The sequence below is a fragment of the Arcicella gelida genome (assembly GCF_034931025.1).
Taxonomy (GTDB): domain Bacteria; phylum Bacteroidota; class Bacteroidia; order Cytophagales; family Spirosomataceae; genus Arcicella; species Arcicella gelida.
Genome location: NZ_JAYGIL010000018.1, coordinates 16,488 through 32,292 on the forward strand (window position 1 = coordinate 16,488; position 15,805 = coordinate 32,292).

Annotated in this window: 12 protein-coding genes; 1 reads left to right on the forward strand and 11 read right to left on the reverse strand. The window is 34.3% G+C overall.

From position 1 onward, the window contains the following. Positions 1–7: 7 nt before the first annotated feature. The 8 genes from VB776_RS14515 to VB776_RS14550 form a co-directional block, all read right to left on the reverse strand. On the reverse strand, positions 8–700 hold the full coding sequence (locus VB776_RS14515) for a hypothetical protein (RefSeq protein ID WP_323697433.1): 693 nt from the start codon (positions 698–700) through the stop codon (positions 8–10). 492 nt (positions 701–1,192) lie between these two features. Further along, the gene (locus tag VB776_RS14520) at positions 1,193–2,833 is read right to left on the reverse strand and encodes a helix-turn-helix transcriptional regulator (RefSeq protein WP_323697434.1); all 1,641 of its coding nucleotides are present in this window, start codon (positions 2,831–2,833) and stop codon (positions 1,193–1,195) included. A gap of 387 nt (positions 2,834–3,220) precedes the next feature. After that, a complete protein-coding gene (locus VB776_RS14525) occupies positions 3,221–4,906 on the reverse strand; it encodes an astroprincin family protein (RefSeq protein ID WP_323697435.1) in 1,686 nt (561 codons plus the stop codon). Between the two features lie 34 nt (positions 4,907–4,940). After that, on the reverse strand, positions 4,941–5,642 hold the full coding sequence (locus VB776_RS14530) for a hypothetical protein (protein ID WP_323697436.1): 702 nt from the start codon (positions 5,640–5,642) through the stop codon (positions 4,941–4,943). A 122-nt stretch (positions 5,643–5,764) separates the two neighbouring features. Beyond that, on the reverse strand, positions 5,765–7,882 hold the full coding sequence (locus VB776_RS14535; RefSeq protein WP_323697437.1) for a bi-domain-containing oxidoreductase: 2,118 nt from the start codon (positions 7,880–7,882) through the stop codon (positions 5,765–5,767). A 427-nt stretch (positions 7,883–8,309) separates the two neighbouring features. Further along, positions 8,310–9,413, reverse strand: a complete 1,104-nt coding sequence (wecB, locus tag VB776_RS14540) for a non-hydrolyzing UDP-N-acetylglucosamine 2-epimerase (protein ID WP_323697438.1) — start codon at positions 9,411–9,413, stop codon at positions 8,310–8,312. A gap of 192 nt (positions 9,414–9,605) precedes the next feature. Next, positions 9,606–10,718, reverse strand: a complete 1,113-nt coding sequence (locus tag VB776_RS14545) for a glycosyltransferase family 4 protein (protein WP_323697439.1) — start codon at positions 10,716–10,718, stop codon at positions 9,606–9,608. Next, entirely contained in the window at positions 10,715–11,848 is a 1,134-nt protein-coding gene (locus tag VB776_RS14550; protein WP_323697440.1) for a glycosyltransferase, read from the reverse strand. The genes VB776_RS14545 and VB776_RS14550 overlap by 4 nt, the downstream gene beginning before the upstream one ends. Before the next feature lie 344 nt (positions 11,849–12,192). Between VB776_RS14550 and VB776_RS14555 the strand changes: the two genes are divergently transcribed. Next, positions 12,193–12,711: an HNH endonuclease gene (locus tag VB776_RS14555; RefSeq protein WP_323697441.1), complete on the forward strand. Its 519-nt coding sequence runs from the start codon at positions 12,193–12,195 to the stop codon at positions 12,709–12,711. Between the two features lie 69 nt (positions 12,712–12,780). On the opposite strand, the gene VB776_RS14560 is transcribed toward VB776_RS14555, so the two are convergent. From VB776_RS14560 to VB776_RS14570, 3 genes are all read right to left on the reverse strand, one after another. Next, positions 12,781–13,299 carry a DUF2480 family protein gene (locus VB776_RS14560; protein ID WP_323697442.1) on the reverse strand — a complete coding sequence of 173 codons (519 nt, stop codon included), beginning with the start codon at positions 13,297–13,299 and terminating at the stop codon, positions 12,781–12,783. Between the two features lie 6 nt (positions 13,300–13,305). Continuing rightward, entirely contained in the window at positions 13,306–13,989 is a 684-nt protein-coding gene (tsaB, locus tag VB776_RS14565) for a tRNA (adenosine(37)-N6)-threonylcarbamoyltransferase complex dimerization subunit type 1 TsaB (RefSeq protein WP_323697443.1), read from the reverse strand. A 107-nt stretch (positions 13,990–14,096) separates the two neighbouring features. Continuing rightward, positions 14,097–15,749 carry a S41 family peptidase gene (locus tag VB776_RS14570; RefSeq protein ID WP_323697444.1) on the reverse strand — a complete coding sequence of 551 codons (1,653 nt, stop codon included), beginning with the start codon at positions 15,747–15,749 and terminating at the stop codon, positions 14,097–14,099. Between the last annotated feature and the right edge of the window lie 56 nt (positions 15,750–15,805).

The following is a 15,805-nucleotide window of genomic DNA, read 5'->3' on the forward strand; positions in this document are numbered from 1 at the left end:
TATTGATTTAGTCTAATCTAACGGTTAATCTCAAATTGATAACTGGCCAATACTGCCAATCTTTCATATTTTCTTGCACTTTAGCTTGTTGTTCGCTCATGCTACTCAATCTTTTTTCACCTGTTAAAGTAACTACTGGCGATTGTGTATAATAAGTACCTACTTCAAACCCGAATCCGATTCTACTTTTAGGAATAGTTCTTCCGAAACCTATTCCAGCAAATGGTGCAATTTTCTTTCCATAGTCAACCGAAAATTTAACATTACCAATTTCATCAGGAGTAAAAGTTGTACTTCCAAAAGTATAAGTTCCAGTAGGCGTAACAACTACCGATACTTTTCCTTTGTCGATATAAGATGCACCACCGAAAAGTTTAAAACTACTTTTCTTGAAAGGGTGATATTCAAAAGATAAACCAGCCATTGTCATATCAACGTCGCCAGCCAAATTTACTTCTTCATCAGAGGTATTTGTGTTTGAATTTACATTGTATTTGAAATAGCTAAAGCCAAGTCGAGTAGTAATTTTAGGGCTAATGGCATAAGCGAGGTCAATCCCTGGCGTTGTGCCTAGGTTCAGAGAGAAACCTAGTTTGTGAGCTGTTTTTGTTTTAGGAAATTCTTGTCCAAAAGTGGTATTTATACAGATAATGAAAAATGCACTAAGAAGGAATAAACTAATAGTAATTTTTTGTTTCATGAATTTGTATTTGTTTAAGTTTAAAATTTAGTCATACACTAGCAGTACATATATATTAAAACGCAATATTAGGTTTTAGCCAATTGATTTAGGTTTATGATAATTGTTGACAACTACCATAAACCTTATTTAGAAAAAATCCATAGGTTTAACGATAAGACAAACCTTTAGATAAAATGCTTTGATTCGAACCTATACAAGATAATTATTGCGATAAGTAATTGTAAAGCATTTGGATGTGTTAGAGATTCAATATAACAAAGGCGAATTGTTCACAGGGTTTATAATAGCGCAATTAGATTGATAAATATTAAGCGTGTTGGAGTTTAAAACAGACTATTCAATCCTTTGAAAAGAAAGAAAAATAAACAGAAATACCTGCATTTGACCCTACAAAGGTTGCGAGAGAAATAAGAGGAAAGCAAAAAAAAGACATGACAAAAAGATGACAAAGTTGTAACGTATTAATAAATAGGTCTTTGTGAGTAGTACTTATACTATATCATTTGTTTTTCGGCGTAAGCGTAATCTTGTTTGATGAATAGTATTTTTATTTACACCAATCATATTAGCCATCTCTTGGGCACTCAAGTTTAGCTTTTCAAGTATCAATAAGCGTGTTTCGGCATTGGTGAGATCAGGATATTTTTCTTTTTGTGTTTGAATATAGCCAGGATGAACTTTTTCAAATATCATTTTGAAGTTTGTCCAATCTTCGTCAGTCAAGATAGTCGATGAAATGAGTTGTTCCAAATACTCGTTTTGGTTATCATTAATTATGAGTTTTTCATTCTCGTGGCGGAGGCTTTCAGCTAAATCCGACATTTTGCGGAAATGTTGTGTCAATGAATTGAGGTCGTATTGGGCATTTGCCAATTCTTTTTCCTTTTGGTGATGTTTATGATGTAAGCGTCTGAGATTAACGTATGCAAATCCTACAACCAACAAAAGGATGACAAGTACAGCATTACGTAAATATTTCTGTAATTGTTTCTCATTTTCTATCATTTTTAAATGTCCAGCATACTTTTCTACTTCATAACGAAGTTGCATTTGCGATAACTTTTGGGTATCGTTACGTAAATTGAGACTGTCTTGTAGCTTTTGAGCAAGGTGAGTGTAATGTAATGCGGTAGCAAAATTTCCTTGTATTTCTTCATACTCTGAAGAATATTTATAGAGTTTGATATTCTTAAAATAGTCTAATAAACCTTTTGGGACTAAGTTATTTCTGATTGTCGTTGCACGTTCTAATAGCGAATCAACCTCTCTTGCCTTACCCAATTTCAATCTAATTGGAATTAGTACCATCAAAGCATCAAATTCTGCTTGCATAGAAACAATGGAATCTAATGAAAATTGAGACTTGATAAGTTCGTAACTCTTGTTTGCATAAAGTTCTCCCTCCTTAATTTTTCCTTGTTCAATAAGTGCTGAAGCAATATCAATAGAAGAAAAATTTAACCAGAAGTGATTCCAAAATCTTTGTTCGGGGGTTACAATTTGCAAGTTTTGATGAAAATTCAGAATTTTTTTGGCGTAAAAAATAGACTTATCATAATCCTTTTTGTCTTTCCAATAAGTTTGAAGATAACTCAATACTTGTGTGTAGTGAAATCCTCCTTCAATAGTTGGTTCAATAAAGCGTTCAGCTATACTTAGGTATTGGTATGCTTTGTCTAAATCTCCTAAATCCCAAAGACATTTACCGAAATCAAAAAGTAATCCAGCCACATTATAGTCTTTGAACTTTTCGAAACCAACACGTTGAAGTTGCTCAAAACAATACTGAACATCCAAATAATATTGTTCTTTGGATAATTTTTGACCTAAATATAAGTTGTTAGTTAAATGACAAAATGCCACAACCTCCTCTACTTCGTAGCCTTGTTGAGTGGCGTTTTTTTGCATTTCAGATAAGACATCATTGGCATTTCTACCATTTGGTATTTTAAATCCAACATGCCCTGAAATCAAAAAGGTGTAATATTTCAGCTCAAGTTGGCTATGATAATCTTTTTTTTCGCTAGCAATATCAATCATTTGTGTAAGAATAGTCGATAATTGAGCTACATTATCTATTTTCCAAAAAGGGAAATCATGAACGAAACGATACCTCTCGTTTTGTGTCATATTCCTAAAGTTTTCTTTATTGAATGAGGGCTGTGATAAAGAAGTATTCGAGAAGCTGAAGCAGTATGTAAATAATAAATTAACAATGATAAATAAGGATGTTTTTTTTAGTGGTATTATCAATGATAAGCAATATTTCATATTAAATTTTGGGTATCGCTAGCATTTAAAAGCTACTTAAATCTGTTTTTGTTAGGAATGTTTAGCCTGTTCAAAAATCTTATATAAAGTATTTTGATTGAAATTATTACTATAAAATTACAAAGCAAATATATTACAAAATCTATAAAATAGAGTTTTGTATTTTTTAATATACGTATAGTTTTCAAAATCAAAAAGGGGGCAAAAATTAACTTTTGCCCCCTTTTTGATTTTGAAAATTTCGAATTATTTACAACTATTTGATGTATAAACTGCAGTAAGCGTTGCAGTATTCGTTGCTGAATTATAATTTATTGCACCTGTTAGTCCATTGATTCCATTAGGAACAAACGTTGAACCCGTTTTACTGAATTTCCCCAAACCACTATAGAAATTTCCACCATAGAAAGCATAAACATAATATTCTACACCTTCAGCAATTTGAACGCTTAATTTCCCTTGATTTAAGTAAGCATATTTCCAGTCCCAACCACTTTGGTCCCAGAAATAAACCCATTCTGATGGTTTTATATTGACATCTTTATTAGAACATTTCGCTGTAAAGTCAATATTTAAAGTGATTTGAGCTGGAGGAGGCGTATCAGTGATTGAAACTTGAATACTACCCACAGAACAAGGATTAAATAAATTTGTTTGACCTACCACTTGCCAATTTCTAGTACTATAAACTACAATTTTAGCTTGTGAAATTGCTGGCATTCTTGGAATAGTAAGAGATAAACCTTCATACATTTCTTGACTATGAAGCCCTGCCAAGTATTGCCCTGAAGCTGTTTGAATCTGTACTTCATAAGGATAGATAGCTTGTTGTAAAGTTAAATTTGACTTTACATTTATTTTTAAAGTAGCGTTTGAACAATCACCAAATCCTCCAAAATATTCCCAAGACCAGTCTAAGTTCCAATAAGAAAGATGACTAGCTTTAAACGAAGCTACTAATTTCCCATCTTTATCTTTAACGATTGTAGATACTCCTTCTTCTTTCCATTGTCCTGTTTCACTATTCAAACTCCAAACGGGTACAGTATCGCCTTCTTTAATGGGGGCTTTTGTTATTGGGTTTATCTGAGTTGAGCTGACACCGATGGCAACATCAATAGGCGTCGAGAAGTTTTTTACCGCTTTTCCACCCGCTTCCATATCAATTGCTACAAAACCTGCCGTTTCAAAAGTAACAGGTTGAGTTTTTCCATCAGCAGTAACAGCATTTTCAGCGATAAATCCACCAGGGAAAGATTGAACAGATTCAGGCGAACCCGTACCAAAATGAGCCATTTGCACTTTTAATGAATTAGAACTAATCGGTGCTCCACTAGCATCCAACATTCTAGTTCCTGCCGGAATCGTAATTGTAGCAGCTTCAGTTTTTGTACTTGTTGTTGGGGCTATAATTTGTGTTACAGTACTAGCAACTCCATTATTCAGAGTGGCATTTTGTGATACAACACTTGTTCCTTTAGGAGGTGCTGTTACAGAAACTAATGGCACATAGATTTTTAATGGTTCTTTCGAATCTGTAATTCTTATCGTTTGATTTGAAGATACGAACCCAGTACAAGAAACGTAAACATTAAAAACAACGGGCTTTGTTGGAGAAGGATTAGCTTCAGGTAATAAATTAAGTGTTAAAACGCCACCAGTCATTTTAATACTTGAACCTTTATTCCCTAAATCATCGACAACTAAGTTAGCTCCTGTTCCTGAGATAACAGCAACAGCTTCTGTTGGTTGTACATTAGAATTTATATCTGCATTAACTGCCCTAACGAGGACAGGGGAAATATAAACATCATTATTTACCGTCAATTCCACATCTTCGAAAGGATTGATTTTCTGGCAGGCAAATACAAGTGAAAGTCCAAGAAATATATATATAATTGGACGAAATATAGCAGTAAAGTTTGTTTTCATCTTTTTAGAATAAAGTTTAAATGATATTATTGGATTAGTCTAATCTTACAGCTAATCTCAAGTTTACAACTGGCCAATATTGCCAATCTTTCATATTCTCTTGCACTTTAGCTTGTTGTTCGCTCATGCTACTCAATCTTTTTTCACCTGTTAAAGTAACTACTGGCGATTGTGTATAATAAGTACCAAGTTCGAACCCGAAACCAATTCTACTTTTAGGAATAGTTCTTCCGAAACCAATTCCAGCAAATGGTGCTATTTTTTTTCCATAGTCAACCGAAAACTTAACATTACCAATTTCATCAGGAGTAAAAGTTGTACTTCCAAAAGTATAAGTTCCAGTAGGCGTAACAACCACCGAAACTTTGCCTTTATCTATATAAGAGGCACCACCAAACAATTTAAAACTACTTTTCTTGAAAGGGTGATATTCAAAAGATAAGCCAGCCATTGTCATATCAACGTCGCCAGCCAAATTTACTTCTTCATCAGAGGTATTTGTGTTTGAATTTACGTTGTACTTGAAATAGCTAAAGCCAAGTCGAACGGCAACTTTTGGACTCAATCCATAAGCAATGTCAATTCCTGGTGTTGTCCCAAGATTCAAAGCGAAACCTAATTTGTGTGTTGTTTTTACTTTAGTTGGTTTAGCTAATGTAGTGTCTTGACCAAAGCAGATACTACTTATTAAACACAAACAAAAAAGCAATAAACTGAAGGTAGTTTTTGTTTTCATTTTTGTTTTATTTTAATCGGTTATATTTTACTGGGGCAAAAATATTGATTAGTGCATAATATTACATTTAATATTGAAATTATTATAAAAAATATCAAAAATTTTGCATTAAAAATCAATAATTAAAAATTCACCCAAGTATTTTTCTGTAATGATGATATTGCACAAATACTCGTTTGAGAAGTATTGATAATTTCATTAAATGGAATAATTGCTTCACCCCCATTTTGTAGTTTTTCCAGCCATAATTTAAACTGTTGAAAATGACCTTTATCTTGGCTTTGTGAAAAACCAGAACTTTTAAAACCGTAATAGATAGATTTCCTGAAATTATCCACAATAATTGTTCGCCCTTGTGAATAAATTTCTATGCGTTCTTTGGAGTAACTCTTATGACCATTTGAAAAATAATTGATTACACCTGTCGAACCATTTTGATATTTCAATAAAATAGTAGCATTATCAGTGTTCAAACTGGGCGATTTTTCCATGGTATTCATCACCACACTTTCTACCAAATTCCCAGTTAGAAAGGTAATTAAGTCAATTAAATGACAGGCTTCCCCAATAATTCTTCCACCGCCAATACTCATATCTTGTGTCCAGTGCGAACTCGGAATGAAACCTGCATTTATTGTAGCAATTACATTCATTGGTAAATTGTGATTGCCCAATTGCTTTTTAGCATCCAGCATAAAAGGCGAAAATCTTCGATTAAAACCAACAGTCAATGTTTTACCAGATTGCTGATATACGTCTATGATTTTATCAATTTCTGCTTGGTTCAACGCCAATGGTTTTTCTACAAAAACGTGTTTTCCTGCTTTCAAAGCCTCAATACAAAGCTTTGCGTGAGTATTATGTTGCGTAGTGATGATAACCGCTGATACTTCTGGGTCAGTAAAAATATTTTCATTATTACTTGTAGCTTTCGTAATGCCAAATTGTTGGGCAACAAGGCTTGCTGACAAACCATTGGATGAAGAAATGTACTTGATTTTAGCCTTTAACTTTTTTAAATTTGGCAATACAGTACTTTTTGTAAAATTCCCAGCTCCAATAATGGCTAAAATATCATTACTTTTTTCAAAAGAATTATGATGAAACTGAACGCTGTCTTGAAGTGAAAAACTCTTTTCAGAATACTCCAAAATTGACGCAATTGCATTGTTTTTCACGATGTTGGAATAAATTTCTTGAAAATTTTCAAAAGCTACTTTTTGGGTAATCAAGGAATTTACTTGTAGTTTTTTCTTGGCAATGGCGTTTAAAACGGCTTCAAAATTGCGTTTTACCGTCCAACGCACAAAGCTAACTGGGTAATCTTGTCCATTTTGCTCATAATTTGTCTCATAACGACCAGCACCATACGAACAAGAAACTTGAAAACTCAATTCTTTTTCATAAAAATCCGCTCGCTGAATTTCCAAACCAATTACGCCTACTAATACAATTCTTCCTCTTTTTCTGCTCATTTGGGCAGCTTGAGCAATTACTTCATTAGATTTTGTGGAGGCTGTAATGATTACGGCATCTACGCCAATTTGCTTTGTTAGCGTTTTGGCAATCTGTAAACTATCGTCTTGTTCCCTTACTTGAAAGGCTTTTATACCTTTTGAAATGGCTAAATCAACCTTACTTTGTTCAAAGTCAAAGGCAATAACTTCACAACCATTGGCTAATAACAATTCTGCCGTAAGTTGCCCGATTAAACCTAAGCCAATTACTACAACGATTTCTCCAAAAGTTGGGTTGACCAAACGAATACTTTGTAAAGCAATCGCCCCAACGACAGTAAAAGTAGCTTCCTCATCAGAAACTTCGTCAGGAATTAAAGCGACCAAGTTTTTAGGTACACAAACAACTTCTGCATGATGTCCATTAGAAACGACTCTATCGCCAATTTTAAATTCTGTTACTTCTGTTCCAATGGCAATTACTTCGCCCACATTGCAATAACCCAAAGGAATAGGTTCATTCAATTTTCGTCTGACGGCATCAAAAGTGGGTTTGAAACCATCCGTTTTAATTTTTGCTAAAACCTGCTTTACTTTTTCGGGTTGTTGTTGGGCTTTTGAAAGAAGATTTGATTTTCCGAATTGGACTAACATTTTCTCTGTTCCCAGTGAGACTAAAGAACGATGCGTTTTGATGAGTACACAAGCTTTACGAACTTGCGGAACTGGAATTTCAACCAAAGTAGTCTCTCCAGTTTGTAGATGCTGGATGATTTGTTTCATGGATGCAGGAATTGTTAATGGTGAGTTAATGAATTGTGAATAATTTATTTATTTAATTAAAAATAAATAAATTATATGAAATGACGATACATTAAATTAATAAACCTTATACATTTTAGTAATTAGAACATATTTAAGAATCTAATTAATGTAATATAGAAACCCAGTAGCGGTAACCTTTACGGTTACCGTTTCGCTCATACAAAAATAGATAACAGCAAATGCCAAGTAAAAAGTAATTCTTCCCGATGCACTAAAAGATTATCATTTCGCTCACATAAAAAACGGTAACCGCAAGGGGTACCGCTACTGAATTTCATTTGTATAAAGTAAGATATTATAAAAGACAGCTTACTTGCTCGCAATTCACTTTTTTACTCACACAATTTTACCGAAATCTGAAAGCCGACGACAGACCCCCGAAATCCTAAACCCCCAATTGTTCAATCAAAATATCCGCAATGCGTTCAGAAGTATGTCCGTCCCAAAGTGGTGGAATTTGACCTTTTTTCGTTTTTCCTGCTAAAATTTCTAATAAATTTTCGTGAACTGTCACAGGATTTAAGTCAGCCAATAACTGATTTGTCCCAATTTCAACCGTAATCGGTCTTTCCGTAGAATCTCTGAAAGTCAAACAAGGAATTTGCAAGAAAGTAGTTTCTTCTTGAATTCCTCCCGAATCAGTAATGATAATCGAGGCATTTTGCATCAATTGCAAAAATTCTAAATAGCCTTGCGGTTCAGTCAAAATCAAACCTTCAATCGCTGCTAATTTTTCAGATAAACCAAATTTCTTAAAATTATTCGCCGTGCGTGGGTGAATAGGCAACACCACTTTTTTATAGCGAGTAGTATCTGCAATGATATTCAAAATCGCTTCCAAACCTTCTGGCGTATCCACATTAGCAGGGCGGTGCATCGTCACGACAGCGTACTCATCTTTTTGTAAGCCAAAATCTTCTAAAACACTGGTCTCACGAGCTTTTTCTAAATAATACACCAAAGAATCAATCATCACATTACCTACAAAAAATACTTTTTCGTCTGGAACACCTTCACGTTTCAGATTATCCACGCCCGATTGTTCTGTAATAAATAAGTACTCTGCAACACTGTCCGTCAAAATTCTGTTTAATTCTTCGGGCATGGCACGGTCGCCACTTCGTAAACCTGCTTCTACGTGAGCCACAGGAATATGCGATTTTATCGCCACCAAAGTACAAGCCAAAGTTGCGTTTACGTCGCCAACTACAAGTACTAAATCAGGTTTTTCTTCCAACAAAACTTTCTCAAATTCAAGCATCGTCTTCGCCGTCACTTCGGTATGCGAACCACCGCCAACCCCTAAAAAGTAATGCGGTTTTGGCATTTGCAATTGCTCAAAAAAGACATCGCTCATTTTTGCATCAAAATGCTGACCAGTATGTACAATTTTCGATTCAATTTCAGGACGTTGTTCAAAAGCACGGTGTAAAGGTGCTACTTTCATAAAATTCGGTCTTGCCCCGACGATGTTCAAGATTTTTATCATAATGATATTTGTGGAAGCCTTGAGCTTTGTTTTTGTTTAAATGTCAAAAATTTGAAGGATAAAATTGAATTTATCTTAAAAAGGATAGCCAATTTTGATAGTAGAAATTTTCAAATCTTCAAATTTCCACATCTTCAAATCGAATACAAAGTTCAATCATTTTTCAGAACAGGCAAGGCAAATTTCAATTTTCTATACTTTTGTCATTTTTTGAAGAAAAGTAAAAGTTTCGTCTGCACAGCGTTGCCAAGAATATTGCTGAGAGTTTCTGAAGGCTTTTTGTGCTTTTTCAAAACATTTTTCAGGTGACGTAAGCATCATTTTCAAGCTTTCATAAATAGAATTAATATTTAAAGGGTCAAAGTAAAAAGCCGCATCGCCCAAAATTTCGGGCATTGGCCCATAATCAGAAGAAGCAATCGGCAAACCTGCTCGCATGGCTTCAACAAGAATATTGGGCATATTTTCGCAAGTTGAAGCAAAAACAAAAATGTCTGCACATTGGTAATAAGTAGCGATTCCCTCAAAATTTACTGCTCCGTGAACCTTAATAAAATCTGTTGAAGCTGGAAATTTTGCTAAAGAATGTTGCAATTTTTGCCAAGCAGGCGGATAAAAATCACCAATCAAGTCAAGATTCACTAAAAAACCATCTTCTCTAAGTTTTGCCACCGCTTCCACCACATTCCATTGATGTTTGTAAAGTGAAATCGTAGAAATGTACAAAAGCCGAATCGTAGTTTTTGGGTTAAACATTTTTGGTTTTTGAGAAAACCTATCCGCAACGCCATGATAAATGACTGGAAATTCAGAAAAATCTTTTCTTAAATGTTGACCAATATAATGTTTTGCGTACTCCGAAATAAAAATAATTCCCTTCGCTTGCCGAAATGACAGAGTTTGTAAAGCTGATAAAAACAAGTAACGAAACCAATTGAAGCGAAAACGAAAGTGGTCACGTTCTTTTTTCTCGAAAACCAACATATTCTGCGACATCGAAACGTAAGCCATTTTTGTACTAAAAAAACTTCCACCCGGCGAAAAAAGTAAATCACAATGTTTTCGAGCAATTTTCGGAAAAAAGAAAATTCTCTGGAAAAACCGTAAAAATGGCTGTTGTGTTTGTGGAAAAATTGCCTTTTTCAGCCAATCGAAATTTGGAAGTAAAGCCAAGGTTTCGGCATTTCCCCAAACAATTACTTGCTCGAAACCATAACGCTGAGGTTGGGCAACTTTGAGTAATTCGCTGATGTGCGTAAGTCCACCGCCTTTTTTGATGTTCGTTAAGTCGATGCCTAAAATCATAGCCAAGTAGGTTTGGGTTTTTGTAGAAGTGGATTTAAGCAAAAGTCAATACATTGACCAAAATAGCGTGAAATTGATTTTGTACTAATTTTTCCAGCTGTTTCGTTATTTTTTTCTACTATTTCAGTTTTTGCTTTTTCTGATAAATTCATAAAGTGCTGCAACTGACAAAGCAAAGAATGAAGATTTCCAGCTTGAAAAATAAAGCCATTTTGATTATTTTTTATCAGTGAAGCCGCACCGCAATCATCTGAAACTAAAATGAGCGTTTGGCATAAAATAGCTTCATTAACAACCATTCCCCAACCATCGAAATGAGAAGGAAGAATCAATAAATCGGCTTGTTGAATGAATTTTGGTACTTTATTGGCAGGAATTGTTCCGAGAAATTTTACATGATTTTGTAATTGAAAATATTGAATTTGCTCAAGGATTATGGCTTCAAGTCTCCCAGAACCAATAATTGTTAAAGAAAAATTATCAAAATGCTGTTTTAAAGCAAAAATTGCATCAATCAACAAAATGATTCCTTTGCGTTCAATCAGTTGCCCGACAAAAATTAATTCAATCGTATTCTTGTGGATTTTTTGCTTTTCACCAAGACTTAAATTCCTAAAATAACCAAAAGGTAAAATTCGATTTTCGTCAACGCCCAATTTTTTAAAGAAAGCCTCTCCACTTTTTCCCACAGCCAAGCAGCCTTTAGCATCTTGGAGTATTTTGCGAGTTATTGGCGTAAAGCAATTTTGTAGAAAAAATCGCTTTAAAAAACTTCGCTTTTTATTCGGAATCGGAGCTTCGGAGTAAATCAAATAATTCGCTTTCAACCATTTAAGCAAAAGCAAAGCCATAAAAAAGTACTTTTCAGCCCAAATTCCACCGAAAATATGTATTGCATTTTTGTGTTGATAAATGAATTGAAAGATTTGGAAAATACTTTTTTCTGAGAGATAACAGTATGAAAAATCCATCGAATTTTCGCTAAAATTCCAACCTTGCTGTACTCTTTCAACATTTATTTTATGAGCAAAAACTACGAATAATTCAAAATCAATAGAGATTTCATTCAAAAAGTCATTTTGATGAAAACTTGGAATGTTCATCCAAAAGATAATTTTCGTTTTTTTCATATTTACTTGGGTGTAATAAGAAGTTTAAAAGCGTGCGACGGTTTTTTGAAATTCCGCTGTTTGAGTGAAGCGATGCGGTTTGCCGCTACGATTCGGAATTTCTTGATTTTCTTTTGCGGTCCGCCGCTGCGGTTACTTTTCTTTTATCAAGAAAAGTAATATAAACTTCTGATTAACAAAATATTAAGTGCAACAAAAAAGTATAACAAGACGTTATTTTTTCAAGATTTATCAGTAATTTACCAAATCATTAAATACATCTGTTAAAAACACATGAATCAGTAAAATTCACAAAAGCAATCACGAGTTCAAGTATATTCTTTCAACATTAAAATTTAAGGATTATGGGTCGGAAAGTTTTAGTTTTAAATCAAGATTATAGTGCTTTAACCGTTTGTTCGATTCCTAAGGCTTTTTTACTTGTGTTTCTAAAAAAAGCTGATTTAATATCTGAGTCTGCTACAGAGCAACTAAGAAGTGTCTCGCAATCTTTTCCAATGCCTTCGGTGATTCGCTTACATCGTTATGTGTATTTGCCTTATAAAGGTGTGATGTTATCAAGACAAAATATCTTTAGACGTGATGGCGGGCAATGCCAATATTGCGGAACACCAGAAGATTTAACCTTAGACCACGTTTTGCCAAAGTCGAGAGGTGGAAGAACATCTTGGGATAATCTCACTACGGCTTGTAAACGATGCAATTCAAGAAAAGGAGACCTTACTCCAGAAGAAGCAGGTATGCCTTTAAAAACCAAACCTTATAAGCCTTCGTTTGTGATGTTTTTAAGAGATTTCGGAGGAAGTATAGAAGATAGCTGGTTGCCTTTCTTGGGAAAAAGAAAAGAAAAAGTAATGGTATAATAAATTAAAAGGAGGTCGCTCATTGATGGGCGACCTCCTTTTAATTTATTCTTGATTCGTAGAAATACGCTACTTAACCATTGCCTTTTTATAAAGCGGAACAGTACTACAAGGTTCGCCAAACATTAGTGATTGTACATAAGGTTTAAATAACCTTGTGATTTCTATATATGCACTGGTTGGAACAGGTACTTTAGAACAGCCTTTTATCACAACTTTTGCTCCACGATACTCTTCAGGATTAATTTTAGCAAGGGCTTCATAAAAAAGCTTATCTTCCAAGGCTTTTAAATCTCCAAAAACGATACAGTTTGCAAAGTCTTGAAGTTTCAGCGTCAATAACATATATGCCCAAGTAGGAATTACTGCATCTTCCGAACAAATTACAGCCACATTTTTACCTTCATACTGTGACCAGTCATGAATTTTAAGGAATTCTCTAAAGTCTTTTTCCTTTAAAATCATTCCCATAAAAAGATTGTCTTTCAAATCATAAACTACTCTTTCGCCTTGATGATAAAGTTCTTCAAGGTCGAATGAGATTAATCCGCTACTGGCTACTTTATTGATGATAATATCTTCTTCCATATTCGATTAAATTTTCTTTGGCTGAGTTCCTACAAAATCCTTTAAATAGAAAGGTTCGAAGCTCACTACATTTTCAAACAACGATTCTTCAAAAGATTTAGTTGCCAAAATACCAATGGTTTTGGCTGAAGGATGAACCGTATTTTCTAAAAAGATAGCATTTTTATGCGAAATGGCTTCACGACATTTTTCTGCTCCGTCGCCAAAGAAAACAATGGGTTGTGTATTTAACAAATCAAGAAAGGAATATTCGTCAATAATTTTAGCTTCAGTTTCTAAAATATTGTGATGCTTTTTATCCCAAATACTGCAATATACTTCCATTCTTCGAGCATCAATCATTGGGCAAAACAAGTAATTCTCAGGAAAGAAATCACTTATTTGCATTATCATTGCTTCTAAAGTATTCACAGAAATCAAAGGTTTATCCAAAGCAAAACAAAAGCCTTTTGCTGTAGAAACACCAATCCGTAAACCTGTATATGAGCCTGGACCTTTGGCTACGGCGATGGCATCTAACTGATTTAAGCTAAAACCAGCATGAGTAACAATATTTTCGCAAAGCGTTGTAAGCATTCCTGAATGAGATTTTTCAGTATAAAGCTCACTACAAGCCAAAATTTTGCCATCTTGATGAAGAGCAACCGAACATACTTTGGTGGAAGTATCTATGCTAAGGATTAAAGCCATTGGGATATTGATAATTAATTTCATGCAAAATTACATCCAAGCTACGGCAAATAAAAATGGCGATAGATTTCTCTAACGCCATCTTGTTTTTATACTTGTATAATTTGCTAATTTCCTTTTAAAATTGATTGATAACGAGGCATATCAGTAAACAATTTCAAGGCTTCCTGAATTTCTGGGTCTTTAGCAAACGATTGTTCACGAGTACCTTTTTGTAAGTAATAATGAACTACAATTTCTTGTTCTAAAGCTGTTTTGATTTCATCCTTAAACTTCATAATATCAGCTTCTTTACTGTGAGACAGTTTATTTCTTAAAGCTTTCAATTGTTCAGAAATATTTTCAAAATAACGTTCTCTTTTCGCAGATGCTTCTAATAAATTAAGGTCTTTTTCGGCTTGAGTCGTATAATCAAAATCTTGTGTAACCGCCCATTTTACAAAATCATTGTATTCTGCATTCGTCAATTCAAAATCTTTTGCAGGTTTGATGGTAGGATGTTCAAAATGGTATTTGATAGCATAATCAAATAAAATAAACTTGTTAGACAATGCCAAAGTAACCGCCGCTGGATAGGGTTTGTCAACTTCAATATCTGGTAAAACGCCACCGCCATCATATACTACTCTTCCACTTTTTTTGGTTTTGAATGGTCTGCGGAGCGAATCTGGCAATTTACCAACACTTCCATCTGGATTACGGTGGCTGTAATCAATCGCTTGAATACAACGTCCGCTTGGAATATAATACTTCGCCGTAGTTACTTTTAGTTTAGTATTATAAGTTAAATCACGAGTGATTTGTACCAAGCCTTTTCCATAGCTACGTTGTCCGATTAACACGCCACGGTCATAATCTTGAATTACTCCTGCTACAATTTCTGCGGCTGAGGCACTTCTTGAATTTGTTAAAACCGTTACTGGAATCTCTGTATCCATTGCTGCATTTAATCCAACATAAGTTTTGTTCCAATCTTGTACTTTGCCTTTGGTCGAAACAATTTCGGATTCTTTTGGCAGAAAAATATTACAAATATCAACAGCCATGTTCAGTAATCCACCCGGATTTTCACGTAAATCCAATACTAATTTCTTCATGCCTTTACCTTTCAATTCGGTAAATGCCGTACGAACTTCTTTGGATGCAGTACTTGTAAAATCTTTTAAATCAATATAACCAACTTCGTTATTAATCATGCCGTAATAAGGTACATTTTTCATTTTTACGACATCACGAGTAATCGAAAATTCTTCTAATTTATCCGTTCCATAACGTTTTACGGTTAGTTTTACGGCTGTTCCAGTTTGTCCTTTGATGAGTTTTCCAGCATCACCAATTTTTCGAGCAGCTAAATCAATGCCATCCACTTTTACAATTTCGTCCCCAATGCGTAATCCTGATTTTTCTGCGGGTGTTCCTTCATCAATCAGCATGATTACAATTTTGCCATTTCTATTACTGGTAACGATGCCAATGCCATTGTATTTGCCCGTCGTCATTGTCATGTAATCTTCGATTTCATCTTCTGCGTAATACACAGTATAAGGGTCAAATGATTTCAACATGGCATCAATAGACGTTTTGATGGTTCTATTGGGATTGATTTCATCTACATAATAACGGTTCAATTCCTTGAAGAGCGTTGCATAAATGTCTAAATTTTTGGCGATTTCGAAGAAACGTTCGCCTGGGTCAGTAAATGAAGCCAACGAAAAGCCCACCACAGTAACGGCTGTGATTATTAATGACTTAGCAGACATTTTTATATTCATTTGTCAGAAAATGTTAAAAAGAAAGTTCGTAAAGTATTGAATGC